12 protein-coding genes are annotated in these 14,994 nt (G+C 68.9%); 2 read left to right on the top strand and 10 right to left on the bottom strand.

The annotated features are described in order from the left end of the window. Positions 1 to 13 precede the first annotated feature (13 nt). Genes IPF36_RS06640 through IPF36_RS06630 form a run of 3 tightly spaced genes read right to left on the bottom strand, consistent with a single transcriptional unit; the run spans position 14 to position 3,912 of the window. Positions 14 to 1,918 carry a dipeptide ABC transporter ATP-binding protein gene (locus IPF36_RS06640; RefSeq protein ID WP_135705399.1) on the bottom strand — a complete coding sequence of 635 codons (1,905 nt, stop codon included), beginning with the start codon at positions 1,916 to 1,918 and terminating at the stop codon, positions 14 to 16. 51 nt (positions 1,919 to 1,969) lie between these two features. Continuing rightward, the gene (locus IPF36_RS06635; protein WP_133096351.1) at positions 1,970 to 2,938 is read right to left on the bottom strand and encodes an isoaspartyl peptidase/L-asparaginase family protein; all 969 of its coding nucleotides are present in this window, start codon (positions 2,936 to 2,938) and stop codon (positions 1,970 to 1,972) included. 8 nt (positions 2,939 to 2,946) lie between these two features. After that, positions 2,947 to 3,912, bottom strand: a complete 966-nt coding sequence (locus IPF36_RS06630) for a MurR/RpiR family transcriptional regulator (protein ID WP_133096352.1) — start codon at positions 3,910 to 3,912, stop codon at positions 2,947 to 2,949. A 305-nt stretch (positions 3,913 to 4,217) separates the two neighbouring features. On the opposite strand from IPF36_RS06630, the gene IPF36_RS06625 reads away from it, so the two are divergent. Continuing rightward, positions 4,218 to 6,152 (top strand): ATP-binding cassette domain-containing protein, encoded by a 1,935-nt coding sequence (locus tag IPF36_RS06625; RefSeq protein WP_135705401.1) that lies wholly within the window; start codon positions 4,218 to 4,220, stop codon positions 6,150 to 6,152. A 170-nt stretch (positions 6,153 to 6,322) separates the two neighbouring features. On the opposite strand, the gene IPF36_RS06620 is transcribed toward IPF36_RS06625, so the two are convergent. From IPF36_RS06620 to alr, 3 genes are all read right to left on the bottom strand, one after another. Beyond that, positions 6,323 to 6,808, bottom strand: coding sequence for a disulfide bond formation protein B (locus tag IPF36_RS06620; protein ID WP_029045809.1), 486 nt, complete (start codon positions 6,806 to 6,808; stop codon positions 6,323 to 6,325). 188 nt (positions 6,809 to 6,996) lie between these two features. Continuing rightward, positions 6,997 to 8,358 carry a DNA repair protein RadA gene (gene radA, locus IPF36_RS06615; RefSeq protein WP_133096354.1) on the bottom strand — a complete coding sequence of 454 codons (1,362 nt, stop codon included), beginning with the start codon at positions 8,356 to 8,358 and terminating at the stop codon, positions 6,997 to 6,999. 114 nt (positions 8,359 to 8,472) lie between these two features. Further along, positions 8,473 to 9,594: an alanine racemase gene (gene alr, locus IPF36_RS06610; RefSeq protein WP_133096355.1), complete on the bottom strand. Its 1,122-nt coding sequence runs from the start codon at positions 9,592 to 9,594 to the stop codon at positions 8,473 to 8,475. 604 nt (positions 9,595 to 10,198) lie between these two features. Here alr and lplT point away from each other — a divergent pair. After that, a complete protein-coding gene (gene lplT / locus IPF36_RS06605; protein ID WP_135705403.1) occupies positions 10,199 to 11,518 on the top strand; it encodes a lysophospholipid transporter LplT in 1,320 nt (439 codons plus the stop codon). 30 nt (positions 11,519 to 11,548) lie between these two features. On the opposite strand, the gene IPF36_RS06600 is transcribed toward lplT, so the two are convergent. The 4 genes from IPF36_RS06600 to tsaB are packed head-to-tail and all read right to left on the bottom strand — an operon-like array spanning position 11,549 to position 14,886. Then, on the bottom strand, positions 11,549 to 12,697 hold the full coding sequence (locus IPF36_RS06600; RefSeq protein ID WP_133096357.1) for a DUF1853 family protein: 1,149 nt from the start codon (positions 12,695 to 12,697) through the stop codon (positions 11,549 to 11,551). Continuing rightward, positions 12,672 to 13,568: a uracil-DNA glycosylase gene (locus tag IPF36_RS06595; protein WP_195427613.1), complete on the bottom strand. Its 897-nt coding sequence runs from the start codon at positions 13,566 to 13,568 to the stop codon at positions 12,672 to 12,674. Before IPF36_RS06595 ends, IPF36_RS06600 begins: the two co-directional genes overlap by 26 nt. Further along, positions 13,565 to 14,131 carry a ribosomal protein S18-alanine N-acetyltransferase gene (rimI, locus tag IPF36_RS06590; RefSeq protein ID WP_368671120.1) on the bottom strand — a complete coding sequence of 189 codons (567 nt, stop codon included), beginning with the start codon at positions 14,129 to 14,131 and terminating at the stop codon, positions 13,565 to 13,567. The genes IPF36_RS06595 and rimI overlap by 4 nt, the downstream gene beginning before the upstream one ends. Then, positions 14,128 to 14,886, bottom strand: a complete 759-nt coding sequence (gene tsaB / locus IPF36_RS06585) for a tRNA (adenosine(37)-N6)-threonylcarbamoyltransferase complex dimerization subunit type 1 TsaB (RefSeq protein ID WP_195427612.1) — start codon at positions 14,884 to 14,886, stop codon at positions 14,128 to 14,130. The genes rimI and tsaB overlap by 4 nt, the downstream gene beginning before the upstream one ends. Positions 14,887 to 14,994: the final 108 nt, after the last annotated feature.

Raw genomic sequence — 14,994 nt, 5'->3', positions numbered from 1 at the left:
TATTTCCAGGACTTCAATAGGCGCCGCCGACGGCATGCCGGGCGACATAGTGGCCAAGCGCGCCGCTGCCGGCGACCTGCACCAGCGGCTGCACCACCGGCTCGTCGCCGACCGCGCGGATCGGGCTGGGAATCTCATCGTTCAGCGGCTCGCGCCGCAGGTGGCGCCGCGCCGGATCGGCGATCGGCACCGCCGACATCAGCTTGCGCGTGTACGGGTGCTGCGGGTTCTCGAAGATCGCGCGGCGCGGGCCGATCTCGACGATCTGGCCCAGGTACATCACCGCCACGCGGTGGCTGACGCGCTCGACCACCGCCATGTCGTGCGAGATAAACAGGAAGGCGATGCCCAGCTCGCGCTGCAGGTCGAGCATCAGGTTGACGATCTGCGCCTGGATCGACACGTCCAGCGCCGACACCGACTCGTCGGCCACCACCACCTTGGGGTTCAGCGCCAGCGCGCGCGCAATGCAGATGCGCTGGCGCTGGCCGCCGGAGAACTCGTGCGGATAGCGCGCCGCGTGCGACGGATCCAGCCCCACCTTGTCGAGCAGCCAGGCCACGCGCTGCTCGGCCTCCTTGCCGCTGGCCGCCTTGTGCACCAGCAGCGGCTCCATGATCGAATAGCCCACCGGCACGCGCGGATCGAGCGACGCGAACGGGTCCTGGAAGATGAACTGGATATTGCGGCGCAGCGTCTGCAGCGCCGGCCCTTCCAGCTTGCTGATGTTCTGGCCGTTGAACTCGATGGTGCCGCTCTGGCTTTCCACCAGGCGCAGCAGCGAACGCCCCGTGGTGGACTTGCCGCAGCCGGACTCGCCCACCAGTGCCAGCGTTTCGCCGGGGTAGAGATCGAAGCTGACCTTCTCCACCGCATGCACGCGGCGCGTGACACGGCCGAACAGGCCGCCGGGCACGTCGAAACGCGTGACCAGGTCCTGCACGCGCAGGATCGGCGCGATGCCGGGCTTGACCGTGTCCTGCGGCGCGGCCTGCTCCGCCCTGGCGCTGTCCAGCCGCAGCAGCGGGAACTTGGCCGGGAGGTCGGTGCCGCTCATGGCGCCCAGGCGCGGCACGGCCGACAGCAGTGCGCGCGTGTACGGATGCGCCGGCGCGCGGAACACGTCGTCGGAACTTCCCTCTTCCACCTTCTCGCCGCGGTACATCACCAGCACGCGATCGGCCACCTCGGCCACCACACCCATGTCGTGGGTGATGAAGACCACGCCCATGTGCATCTCGGCCTGCAGGCTGCGCACCAGTTGCAGGATCTCGGCCTGGATGGTCACGTCCAGCGCGGTAGTGGGCTCGTCGGCGATCAGCAGCGCCGGCTTGCATGACAGCGCCATCGCGATCATCACGCGCTGGCGCATGCCGCCGGAGAGCTGGTGCGGATAGCGCTCCAGCACGCGGCGCGCCTCGGGGATGCGCACCAGCTCCAGCATGCGCAGCGCTTCGGCGCGCGCCGCGGCGCGGCTCTTGCCCTGGTGCAGCCGGATCGATTCGGCGATCTGCTCGCCCACCGGGAACACCGGGTTGAGCGAGGTCATCGGCTCCTGGAAGATCATCGCCACGTCGGCGCCGCGCACGCTGCGCAGGGTCGCGTTATCCGCGCGCGCCAGGTCGATCACCTCGCCGCCGCGCCGGCGCAGCAGCATGCTGCCGCTGGCGATCTTGCCGCCGCCATGCTCGACCAGCCGCATCAGCGCCAGCGACGTGACCGACTTGCCCGAGCCCGACTCGCCCACCACCGCCAGCGTCTCGCCGCGGTCGACATGGAACGACAGGTTGCGCACGGCCTCGACGGTACGTTCGGACGTGGCAAAGCGCACGCTCAGGCCGTCGACCGAGACGACGCGCTCGGGCGGCAGGATGATGCCGGAGGCGGAAGCGCGCGATTGCGCAGGGGTAGTGGCCACTAGGTACTCCTTGTTTGCTGCGAGTGCTGAGACTTGCCGGTGCGGCGCGGGTCAGCCGTAGATCGAGACGCTGACGGCCTCGCCCACGCGGGCAAAGCCGCGGTACATGCCTTCGGTGTTGAACGGCAGCGTGACGTTGCCGTCGCGGTCTACCGCAATCAGGCCGCCGCGGCCTTCGATGGCGACCAGCTTTTCCATCACCACGCGCCGTGCCGATTCCTCCAGCGGCAGGCCGGCATAGCGCATCTGCGCCGAGACATCGTGAGCGGCCACGGTGCGGATAAACATCTCGCCGGTGCCGGTGGCCGACACCGCCACCACGTCGTCGGCATAGCAGCCCGCACCGATCACGGGGGTATCGCCGACGCGCCCCACCCGCTTGTTGGTCACGCCGCCGGTGGAAGTTGCCGCGGCGAGGTTGCCACGGCTGTCGCATGCCACCGCGCCGACGGTGCCGAACTTGCTGTCGGGGTCGATCGGGTCGGCCGGGTTGTTGCGTGCCGCCAGTGCGGCGGCATCATGGTCGAGCAGCGCCATGCCGGCGGTACCGCGGGCGCGCTGCCATTGCTCATGGCGTGCCTGCGTGAAGTAGTAGTCCTGCTCCACCAGCTCCAGCCCCTGGGCGGCGGCGAATTCTTCGGCGCCTGTGCCGGCAAACAGCACATGCTCGCTGTGGTCGAGCACCGCGCGCGCCGCCAGCACCGGATTGCGCAGCCGCGTGACGCAGGCGACCGCGCCGGCATCGCGGGTGGCGCCGTCCATCACGGCCGCGTCGAGTTCATAGGTGCCGGCGTGGGTCAGCACGGCGCCCTTGCCCGCGTTGAACAGCGGACATTCCTCCAGCAGGCGCACGGCTTCGGTCACCGCGTCGAGCGCGCTGCCGCCGTTGGCCAGGATGCGCTGGCCGGCCCGCAGCACGTGTTCCAGCGCTTCCGTGTATTCGCGTTCGCGCGCGGGATCCATCGCCTCGCGGGTGATGGTGCCGGCGCCGCCGTGGATGGCAATGACTGCTTGTTGCATGGGATAGCTCAGGGCTTCTTGAGGTTGGAGGCGCGGCGGCGCGTGGTGCCCGCCGCCTGCTCTTCGGTAGCCTGCGGCTCGGCTGGCCCGGCACGGCCGGCGCGGTCCGCGCCTGGCGCGCCATAGAGCCACGGCAGCAGGAATTCGGTCATTTCGGCGGCGGCCTTGACCGGCCGCTCGGCGCGATGCGCGACCGCGCCGCACAGCGCTTCGATCAGCGCCAGCACGGTCGCGTCGGAGTTGGCCGAGAGCCGGTTGGCGGCCTGCGCGTACAGCGCGATATCGGCCAGCGGCGCCAGCGGCGAGGTCGGCCCGTCGGTCAGCGCCAGCACCCGGCCGCCGTGCGCCTTGACGCGCTCCGCCAGTTCGATGCTGTCGGTCACATAGCGCGGGAAGGCAATCACGATCAGCAGGTCGCTCGGCTGCAGCTTGAACAGCTGGCGCGCCGCGTGCGAGGCGCCGCCGGCGCCGGCGACCGAGGTCACCATGCGGCAATGCATTTCCAGCCCGTGCTGCAGCAGGCCGGCCAGGAAGCCGCTGGCGCCGAAGCCCGCCACGTAGACGCGCTGCGCACCCAGGATCGCCGCGACCGCGCGCTCGCACGCCTGCGCGTCGATGCCGCGCCGGGTGGCTTCGGCATTGGCGGCCGCATCCTCGAGCGAGGCGGCGAACACTTCGGCCACGGTGGCGGGCCGCTCCAGTTCGCTGCGCAGCCGCTCGACCGGCGCCAGCGTGGCCTCAAAGCCGCGCACCAGCTCGGTACGGAATTGCGGATAGCCGTCGAAGCCCAGCGCCCGCGCGAAGCGGTTGGCGGTGGCCACCGACACGTCCACCGCCGCGGCAAACTCGTCGATGCGCATCGTGGCCGCGCGGAACAGGTTGGCCAGCACGTATTCCGCCATGCGGCGGTGCGCCGGCGTCAGCGTGGGCAGGCTGCGCGCGATGCGGTCGGAGATCGAATGGCCTTGGGTCATGTCGGGTCGGGACGGCATGCGCATGGGCGACGTTGCCGGTTACATCCTGAAAAACGAATGAAAATGAATTTACACGCAACCCACCCACAAAGAAAATAGAGTTTTCGCAGTTCGAGGGTAATCCCTAGGACCCGCCGCCATGCGGGGCACCGGGGCGGTGCGCAATGCCCTGGCATTTCTGGTGTTTCGCCATTCGCGGGCATGCCCCGCACCGGAAACGCTACAATGCCGGCCAGCGCCGCCAACCCGCCTTGGCCGGCTTTTCCGCGTAGTTGCCAGTACCCCGTTCAGAAGTTTCCCCGCACGTGATCCGAATCGACCAGCTTGTCCTCCAGCGCGGCACCAAGGTGCTGTTCGACCACACCAGCGTGACGCTCAACCCGGGCGAGCGCGTGGGCCTAGTCGGCGCCAACGGCAGCGGCAAGTCGACGCTGTTCGCGCTGCTGCGCGGCGAATTGCATCCGGACGGCGGGGATGTCAGCGTGCCGGCCCAATGGCGCGTGGCGCATGTGGCGCAGGAAACGCCGGCGGTCAGCCGCAGCGCGGTCGAGTACGTGATCGACGGCGACACCCGGCTGCGCGAGATCGAAGCCGCCATCACGGCCGCGCAGGCCAGCGGCGACGGCACCGCCGAAGGCGAAGCCCACGCCGCTTATGCCGACGCCGACGGCTACACCGCCCCCGCGCGCGCCGAGGCGCTGCTGCTCGGCCTCGGCTTTACGCTGCCCCAGGTCACGCAGCCGGTATCGTCGTTCTCCGGCGGCTGGCGCATGCGCCTGAACCTGGCGCAGGCGCTGATGTGCCCCTCCGACCTGCTGCTGCTCGACGAGCCGACCAACCACCTGGACCTGGACGCCATCGTCTGGCTGGAAGACTGGCTGGCGCGCTACCCAGGCACGCTGGTGATGATTTCGCACGACCGCGAATTCCTCGATGCGATCTGCAACGTCACCGTGCATATCGAGAACCAGCAGGTGCGCCGCTACGGCGGCAACTACACGCTGTTCGAGACCCTGCGGCTGCAGCAGATGGCGCAGCAACAGTCCGCCTATGTGCGCCAGCAGAAGGAAATCGCGCACCTGGAGTCGTTCATTACGCGTTTCAAGGCCAAGGCGACCAAGGCGCGCCAGGCGCAGAGCCGCGTCAAGGCGCTGGAGAAGATGGAGCGGCTCGCGCCGGTGCACGTCGCCGCCGGCTTTGCCTTTGAATTCCGCGAGCCCGACGCCGCGCCCAATCCGATGATGGTGCTCGACGGCGTCGATTGCGGCTACGCCGAGGCCGAGCCGCCGGTCACCATCCTGCACAACCTGGCGCTGTCGATCCAGAACGGCCAGCGCATCGGCCTGCTGGGCGCCAACGGCCAGGGCAAGTCGACGCTGGTCAAGACGCTGGCCGGCACGCAGGATCCGCTGACCGGCACGCTGCGCCTGGGCAAGGGCCTGCAGATCGGCTACTTCGCCCAGCACCAGCTCGAGACGCTGCGCGACCACGACTCGCCGCTGCAGCACCTCGCGCGGCTCGCGCCCGACGTGCGCGAGCAGGAGCTGCGCGACTTCCTCGGCAGCTTCAATTTCCGCGGCGACATGGCCACCTCGCCGATCGAGCCTTTCTCCGGCGGCGAAAAGGCGCGGCTGGCGCTGTCGCTGATCGTCTGGCAGAAGCCCAACCTGCTGCTGCTCGACGAACCGACCAACCACCTCGACCTCGATACCCGCGAGGCGTTGACCATGGCGCTGGCGCAGTTCGAAGGCACGCTGATCCTGGTCTCGCACGACCGCCACCTGCTGCGCGCCACCGCCGACCAGTTCATGCTGGTTGCCGACGGCACCATCAAGCCTTTCGACGGCGACCTGGACGACTACCGCGACTGGCTGCTGCAGCAGGCCGCCGCCAAGCGCAACGCCGCCGCGGCCGCGCACCTAGCAGAGAATGGCGGCGATGGCGCCGCCACGATCAACCGCAAGGACCAGCGCCGCGCCGAGGCCGACGAGCGCCAGCGCCTGTCGGCGCTGCGCAAGCCGCTGACGAAGGAGCTGGAGAAGGTCGAGAAGCGGATGGCAGTGCTGCAAACCGCCAAGGAGGAGATCGACCGATTCATGGCCGATGAATCGAGCTATGCCGAAGCCAGCAAGGCGAAGCTGATGGAGATGCTGAAGCGCCAGGGCGAGGTCAATGGCGAGCTGGAGACGCTGGAAGAGAAGTGGCTGGAGTTACAGGAGCAAATCGAGCAGATTGCGTGAGGAGCCCCTCAACGCCAACAGCGCCTGCATAGCCTTACACCCCTTGCGGACGCTGCCCTCTCCCGCGAAGTGGGAGAGGGCAGCAAACCCGCTGGACTTCAACCTTCCCGCAGTAAAAAAACGGCGCCTTAGCGCAGCGCCTTAGGCCGGTTTTTGTTTGCCCTTACCACTCAACGGAAATTCTTCTCCCGCCGGATCAACCCCACCGCCAGCGTCAGCGTCAGGATAAACAGCCAGATCAGCGACCACGCCGGCACCGACAGGCCCAGCACCGGCGGCAGCGGCGCCGCGCACAGGCCATCGGCGTAGAACACCTGCGGCAGCACCTTGGCGGTCGGCAGCGCGTTGACCCAGTTCTCCAGCGGATCGATGCCGCAGGTCGCCTTCGGGTTGAGCAACAGCGACACGTGATACACCGCCACGGCAATGCCGGCGATGCCGGACAGCATGCCCAGGCCCTGCCACAAAGAGCGCGTGTTCTGCGCCACCACGGCGAGCAGCGAGAAGATGCCGATGCCGATAAACGCAAAGCGCTGCATCACGCAAAGCGGACAGGGCTGGTAGCCCTTTTCAAACTGCAGGTAGAGCGCAACGCCGACCAGGCCGAAGGAAACCAGGGCGATCAGCAGGAAATAGGCGCGGGAATTGGCTTGCATAGCGGTGATAAATGGTGATCCGGGGTGATCCGGGGTGATCCGGCAAACGGGTGCCGTCAGGTGTGTTTAGTTCGGGGGCGCGGCATTGCTGCGCATTATTACCGATTTTTCCGCCCCCGCCTTGGACGCCACATCGGCTGCGCATCGCCTGCGCGAGTTTCCATAAGCAAGCCGCCGGCGCCCATGCCTCAGTCCAGGTGGCGCACCCGGTCGATTGCCTGCTCGATGCGCTCCACCGCGATCACTTCCAGGCCGTCGATCTTCTGCTTGGGCGCATTGGCCTTGGGGATCACGGCCAGCGTGAACCCCAGCTTGGCCGCTTCCTTCAGCCGTTCCTGGCCGCGCGGGCTGGGCCGGATTTCGCCGGCCAGGCCGACTTCGCCAAAGACCACCAGCCCGCGCGGCAGCGGCTTGTTGCGCATCGACGAATGGATCGACAGCAGCACCGCCAGGTCGGCGGCCGGCTCGGTGATCTTGACCCCGCCTACCGCGTTCAGGAACACATCCTGGTCGAAGCAGGCAATGCCCGCATGCCGGTGCAGCACCGCCAGCAGCAGCGCCAGCCGGTTCTGCTCCAGGCCCACCGCCAGCCGGCGCGGGTTGGGCACGTGGGCGGTGTCGACCAGCGCCTGGATCTCCACCAGCAGCGGGCGCGTGCCTTCCTGCGTCACCAGCACGCACGAGCCGGGCACGGTCTCTTCATGCTGCGACAGGAACAGCGCCGAGGGGTTGCTGATGCCACGCAGCCCGCGCTCGGTCATGGCGAACACGCCCAGCTCGTTGACCGCGCCGAAGCGGTTCTTGAAGGCGCGGATCAGCCGGTGCGAAGAATGCGTATCGCCCTCGAAGTACAGCACCGTGTCGACGATATGCTCCAGCACGCGCGGCCCGGCCAGGCTGCCTTCCTTGGTGACGTGGCCGACCAGGATGATGGTGATGCCGCTGCTCTTGGCGATGCGCGTGAGCTGCGCCGCGCACTCGCGCACCTGCGCGACCGAGCCCGGCGCCGACGTCAGCGCCTCCGAGTACAGCGTCTGGATCGAGTCGATCACCGCCACTTCCGGCTTCTCGGCTTCGAGCGTGGCCTGGATCTTCTCTAGCTGGATTTCGGCGAGCAGCCCCAGCGCCGGGCTTTCCACGCCCAGCCGCTGCGCGCGCAGGGCGATCTGCGCGCCCGATTCCTCGCCGCTGACATAGAGCACGCGGCGCTGCCCGGCCAGGTTGGCCAGCGCCTGCAGCAGCAGCGTGGACTTGCCGATACCGGGATCGCCGCCGATCAGCACCACGCCGCCCGCCACCAGTCCGCCGCCCAGCACGCGGTCGAACTCGTCGATGCCGCTGGAGAAGCGCGGCACGTCCGCGGCCTCGATCTCGGACAGCTTGCGCACCATGGCCGATGCCGCCAGCGGCTGGAAGCGCTTGGACGCGGCCGTCTCGGCCACCGTTTCCACCAGCGTGTTCCATTGCTGGCAATGCGGGCACTGGCCGGCCCAGCGCGGCGCGGTGCCGCCGCATTCGGTACAGGTGTAGACGGTCTTGGTCTTGGCCAACGGAAAATCCTTGCGGGAAAGAACAGGCCGGGCGCAGAAGTGGCCCGGCCCTCACACTAGCCGGCGGCAGGCGCTGCCGCCAGCTCTCGTTTGCAACCTCTCGTTTGCAACCTTCTACACCACGGCCGGCGCGGCGCTGTCGGATGCCGTGATGGTTGCCACCGTGGTCGGCACGCGCGGCGCCAGCGCGCACATCAGCTCGTAGCCGACCGTGCCGCTGGCCTGTGCCACCTCGTCGATCGGCAGGCCCTGGCCCCACAGCGTCACCGGGCTGCCGACCCGCGCCTTCGGGCACGGCGTCAGGTCCACGCACAGCATGTCCATCGAGACACGGCCGACCAGTTCCGTACGCACGCCGTCGACCAGCACCGGCGCGCGCTGCGCGCCCCAGCCGGAGGCATGGCGCGGGTAGCCGTCGGCATAGCCGCAGGCGACCACGCCGATGCGCATCGGGCGGTCGGCGGTAAACAAGGAGCCATAACCCACCGTCTCGCCCGGCTGCAGGTCCTGCACCGAGATCAGCTCGCTGTGCAGCGACATGGCCGGCTGCAGGCCGGTGCCGGCGATATCGGCATCGCGGCCGGTCGGCGAGGCGCCGTACAGGATAATGCCGGGACGCACCCAGGCCCGGTGCGCCTGCGGATGCCACAGCACCGCGGCCGAGTTCGACAGGCTCGCCTCGCCCGGCAGGTTGGCGGTGGCGGCGTCGAAGGCCTCGACCTGGTGGGCGATGCCTCGGGGACTATCCGCATCGGAAAAATGCGTCATATGGACGATACTGCCTACGCAGGGCATGGCGCGGGCGCGCTCCCAGGCGGCGCGATACTGGGCTGGATGGAAGCCGAGCCGGTTCATGCCGGTGTTCAGCTTGAGCTGGATCGCCAGCGGGCCCCTGGGGCGCGCGCTTTCCAGCATGCGCAGCTGTTCGTCGCAGTGGATCGCGGTGGTCAGGCGGTATTGCTCGATCAGGGCGATGTCCTGCGGCTGGAAAAAGCCCTCCAGCAGCAAAATGGGGCCCTGCCAGCCCAGGTCGCGCAGCAGCACGGCTTCATTCAGGTCCAGCAGGCCAAAGCCGTCGGCGCCGCGCAGCGCGGCAAAGACGCGGCGGATGCCGTGGCCGTAGGCATTGGCCTTGACGACGGCCCAGATGCGCGAAGCGGGGGCGCTGCGGCGGACGACGTCGAGGTTGTTGGCCAGGGCGGGTTGGTGGATGACGGCGTGGATGGGTCTTGGCATGGAGTCACATCTCGGGAATCAGGCAGTGCGGGCAGCGCGGTGGCGCATCGCTCACGTCACTGCGGGGACTGGAAGGACGGCTCTGTCTCAGCTTTAATGGCGCGAGGGTCACCTGTCAGTGGGCGACGGCACGTAGATGCGAAGTGCTTCATATTGCGGGCATGTCGCGCTAAGGTGAGCGGCCATGGGAAATTTGCGTTTGCCTGGTCACGTGGGCGTCCGGCTGCGATATTGTCTTGCCGCTGCACCAGTCAGCGGTACACCCGTCGTCTGGCCGGGATCGCAGCCGTTATTTGAACACATCCGGGAGCCGCTGCCGGGGGTCATTGGGGAATCGGCGCGGCAATTTGCAGTCAAAAAGGCACCTTGCCGGGGTTCGGGAATGTCATGTTTTCGTGATATAAAGCCGGACGCTCCGGCCATGTTCTAAAAGCGAAGCATTATGTCAATGACTGTCAGGCAAACCGCACGGCGCCGCAGCGCAGTGCAACAAAGACAATTCGACACGGCCGCGGCGCAAGGTTCCCTGCAAACCATAGCCTCCCCAGCCGGTGCCGCCCTGACCGGCGTGACGGAAGTCCGCGATGGAGACAAAGTCGAAAGCATGAAGAAGGGTTTTTACACCATCATGGCCGCGCAATTTTTTTCGTCGCTGGCCGACAATGCGTTGCTGATCGCCGCCATCGCCCTTCTCACCGAATTGCATTCACCGCAGTGGATGACTCCGCTGCTCAAGCTGTTCTTCGTTCTCTCCTACGTCATCCTCGCCGCCTTCGTCGGCGCCTTTGCCGACTCGATGCCCAAGGGGCGGGTGATGCTCATCACCAATGCCATCAAGGTGGTCGGCTGCGCGATCATGATGTTCGGCTTCCACCCGCTGCTCGCCTACGGCGTGGTGGGCTTCGGCGCGGCGGCCTATTCCCCGGCCAAGTACGGCATCCTGACCGAGCTGCTGCCGCCGGAGAAACTGGTGCTGGCCAACGGCTGGATCGAGGGGCTGACCGTGGGCTCGATCATCCTGGGCACCGTGGTGGGGGGCGCGCTGATTTCCGTGCATGTGTCGGACATCCTGATGCGGCTCGACCTGCCCTTCATCGACACCGGCATCGACACGCCGGCCGAGGCCGCGATGGTCGTGATCATGCTGTTCTACGTGATCGCGTCGGTGTTCAACCTGTTCATTCCCGATACCGGCGCCCGCTATCCGCAGCAGGAAAAGAACCCGATCAAGCTGATCGCCGAATTCGGCGACTGCTTCCTGGCGCTGTGGCGCGACAAGCTGGGCCAGATCTCGCTGGCGGTGACGACCCTGTTCTGGGGCGTGGGCGCGACGCTGCAGTTCATCGTGCTGAAGTGGGCGGAGAAGTCGCTGGGCCTGAACCTGTCGCAGGGCGCACTGCTGCAGGCGGTAGTGGCCGTCGGCGTGGCCGTGGGCGCAATCGCCGCCGCCGCGCGCATTCCGCTACGCAAGTCGCTGTCGGTGCTGCCGTTCGGCGTGGCGATGGGCGCGACCGTGATGATCATGGCCTTCTACACCAAGGACGCCATGCCCCAGGTGACGCTGAGCATCCTGGGCATGAACATGCCGCTGTACATGGCCATCGCCTACGTGTTCCTGATGCTGGTGGGCGCGATGTCGGGCTACTTCGTGGTGCCGATGAACGCGCTGCTGCAGCATCGCGGCCACGTGCTGCTGTCGGCGGGCCACTCGATCGCGGTGCAGAACTTCAATGAGAACGTATCGGTGCTGCTGATGCTGTGCCTGTACGCGCTGCTGATCAAGCTGAACGTGCCGATCGGCGTGGTCATCATCGCGCTGGGCCTGTTCATCTGCGTGACCATGATGCTGGTGATCAAGCTGCACAAGTACAACATGCGCGCCTTTAACTCGCTGGCGATGATCGGCGAGGACAAGCACCACTGACCTCCTGACCTCCCCAGGCCGGCGCCCCGTTCAGGGTCCGTCGGCCAGCGCCTGCGCGCCCTGCCGGGTCGGCTCCGCCGCCCGCGCCATGGCGCGCGCCTCCCATCCCGGCGGCACCACGAACCCGCGCGAGCATTCGCGCCACCAGCCGTGGCCGGCCAGCTCCAGCTCGCACAGCATCACCGGCGCTTCGCGGCGCCAGCCGTGGTCGTGGCGCGGGTCGGCAAAGCGCTGCGCCAGCGTGGCGTACAGGGCGTCGACCTCCTCCGTGCCGCTGGCAGGCACCAGCGCCCCCGACAACCATTCCGAACGTGGCAGCCGGCACCAGCGCAGGCCCGGCCGCGCCGCCGCGCGCGCACGCCAGCCGTCGAGCGTCGACCACCAGCCTTGCAGGTGGTCCGGCGCGATGCCCAGCTGGTCGAGTCCCGCCGGCACTTGCCCGTCCGGGTAGAACAGCCAGCCCAGCAGGTAGACTTCGCTGCGGTCGACCACATGGCCGAGCAGCGCGCGCGCTTCCGGCGTGCGCCCGAGCGGCAGCTGGCGCCCGACTACATGCCCGAGCTTGTCGCCGAGCCGGTCGACCATGTTGGGCCCGACGAAATCGAGCAGGGTCGGCGCCGCCACGGCGCCTGCCATCAGGTAGAACTTGGCGGCCATTTCCCAATGGACCACGTCGCCGGAGGCCTGCTCGCGCCAGACGAAGTCCAGCTCGCCCAGCGTGCGGATGCCATGCGCACCGGCGCGCCGTACCGGGACGTTGGCCGCCAGCAGCGTCAGCCCCTCCATCCGGCGCAGCGCGAAATGCAGCAGCCGTTCGGCATGGCGCCCCAGCCGCAGGCTGCGGCTGGCGGGATCCTGCGGCTGCAGCGCGGCGGCGGAGCCGGGAGCGGGATCGGAAGGAAAGGCGGCATGGCCGGCGGCCAGTTCGTCGATGGTGGCCGGCAGCGCCGCCGGGTCGGCGGCTTCCAGCCAGTGCCGCCACGCCGCCAGCGTACCGGCGGGCCAGCGCGCCGCAGCGGCGCCCGCTACCGCGGACAGCAGCGGCGGCGACAGCGTGGTCCAGGCCAGGTCGCGCGTGCGCGGCGACAAGGCGCGGCGCCACAGCGGCGGCTCCGGCGGCAGGTTGCCGTCGCCGCCGCGATGCAGCGAGAGGTCAGGCCCCAGCTCCCGCACGGTCATGTACCTCGCGGGCCAGGCACAGGTCTTCCCATGCGCGCGCCTTGTCGGTCAGCGTGCGCAGCAGGTAGGCCGGGTGGTAAGTCACCACCACGGGGATGCCTTCATAGGTATGCACGGTGCCGCGCAGCTTGCCGATCGGCGTGGTGGTGCGCAGCAGCGACTGCGCGGCGAAGCGGCCCAGCACCACGATCACCTTCGGGCGAACCAGCGCGATCTGCCGGCGCAGGAAGGGCTCGCACTGCGCCACCTCGGCCGGCTCGGGGTTGCGGTTGCCCGGCGGGCGGCACTTGAGCACGTTGGCGATAAAGACGTTGCGCCCGCGCGCCAGGCCGAGCGCGCCCAGCATATTGTCGAGCAGCTTGCCGGCCTGGCCGACGAAAGGCTCGCCCTGCAGGTCTTCGTTCTCGCCCGGGGCCTCGCCTACCAGCATCCATTCCGCCTGCCGGTCGCCGACGCCGAAGACGGTATTGGTGCGGGTCTGGCACAGTCCGCAAGCGGTGCAGCCGGCCACGGCGGCATCCAGCGCGGGCCATGCCATGGCGGCGATGGCAGCCTCGCGCGCGGCCTGCGCCGAGTCGGGCTCGGGGCCGGCCGGTACCAGCGAGGGCTCGGCTGGCGCACGCGAGACAGGCGCCGCCACGGGGACGGCAGGCACCACCGGGGTAGCCATTTCGAGCGCAGGCGCGGCTTCCACGAGGGGCGCAACGGCCGGCGCGGCCACCGTGACAGGCTCGGCAATGGCCTCGGCAACGGGCACGGCAAGCGCAACGGCTTCGGACACCACGACCGCCTGCGGCGCGTCAGCGCGTGCCCGCGGCAGCCATTCGGCCGTGATGCCCAATGCCTCGAGGAAACGCGCGCGGCGGCTCATGCGCGGCCCTCCCCGCCTTCCCTGGACTTCCCGGCCACCTTGTCAGGCCAGCTCCGGCGCAGCACCAGCGCGTCTTCGCGGGTCCGGCCCAGCGCCGGGTAATAGCCCTTGCGGCGGCCGATCTCGGCAAACCCGGCGGCCTGGTACAGCGCGATCGCGCCGGTATTGGACGGGCGCACCTCCAGCAGCATGGTATGGATGCGATGCGCGTGCGACGTCGCCAGCACGATCGACAGCATCAGCCGCCCCAGTCCCTGGCGCTGGCGCGGCGGGTCGACGGTGATATTGAGCAGGTGCATCTCGTCGACCACCGGCATCAGCACGGCATAGGCCACCAGCGTGCCGGCGGGATCGCGCAGCGTCAGGCCGAGATGCCCGGCCTTGACCGAGTTCTCGAAATTGCCGCGCGTCCACGGATGGCTGTAGGCGCGCGCCTCGACGCCGGCTACCGCCTCCAGGTCGAGCGCGCTCATCCGGCCCAGCGCAAAGCCCGGCGGCAGCGGCGGCATGGCGGGCACGGCCGGCCAGTCGGCACGCTCTTCCAGCGGGTAGGCGGCGCTCACGATGCACTCCCGGCCGTGGCCGCGGCGCGCGCGGCGGCGGCGGCTTCGCGTTCGGCGACGGTTTGCGCGACCTTGTCGCGCAGGTAGATCGGCATGGCACGGTCGGCGTCGATGGCCTCGCCACGCGCCAGCGCGCGCAGTGCGATGGCGACCATCGGCTGCGCATGGGGCATCGCCTCCGGCAGCACGCGCTGCGCGCGCGCCAGGCCGGCGAGGCGTTCGCCGAAGACCGTGGCGGCATTGCCCGCCAGCCAGAATTCGCCACCGGGCAGCTGCACGGTTTCCGGCGCGCTTACCAGCATCGGCGTGCGCTCCACCCACTCCTGCGCGGCGGCATCCCAGCCGAAGGCGCCGGCATAGGCCTCGTCCATGCGTGCGTCAAGCGCGACCAGCACCGAGATATCCGCGGGCAGCGCCGGCTCGGCGGCGCGCACGCGCTCGGCGCAAGCCAGCAAGGTATTGACCGGCACCACCGGCAGGCCGGCACCGAAGGCCAGTCCCTGCGCCACGCCACACGCGGTACGCAGGCCGGTAAACGAGCCGGGACCGGCGCCGAAGGCGATCGCGGCGCAATCGGCCAGTGCGATGCCGGCCTCGGCCAGCAGCTCGCCGGCGGCGGGCAGCACGCGCGCGGAGGAGCGTGCGCCGGTGTGCTCATGGCGCACCAGGCACTCAATGCCGGCGCCGGCCACGGCACGTCCGAGCGCGACCGAGCACCACTCCGTAGAAGTTTCAACAGCAAGAATCCAGGACATGGCGCGATTGTAGCCGCTGGCGCCCGGAACCGAGGGCTTCTTCGGTTTTAGACGCGCGGTCTGGCGCACCGGCGCGGCTATCATCGGCAGCACTTTCACAAACTCCCA

The organism is Cupriavidus sp. IK-TO18, assembly GCF_015549295.1.
Taxonomy (GTDB): domain Bacteria; phylum Pseudomonadota; class Gammaproteobacteria; order Burkholderiales; family Burkholderiaceae; genus Cupriavidus; species Cupriavidus oxalaticus_A.
This window is presented reverse-complemented; position numbering and strand designations above follow the sequence as displayed.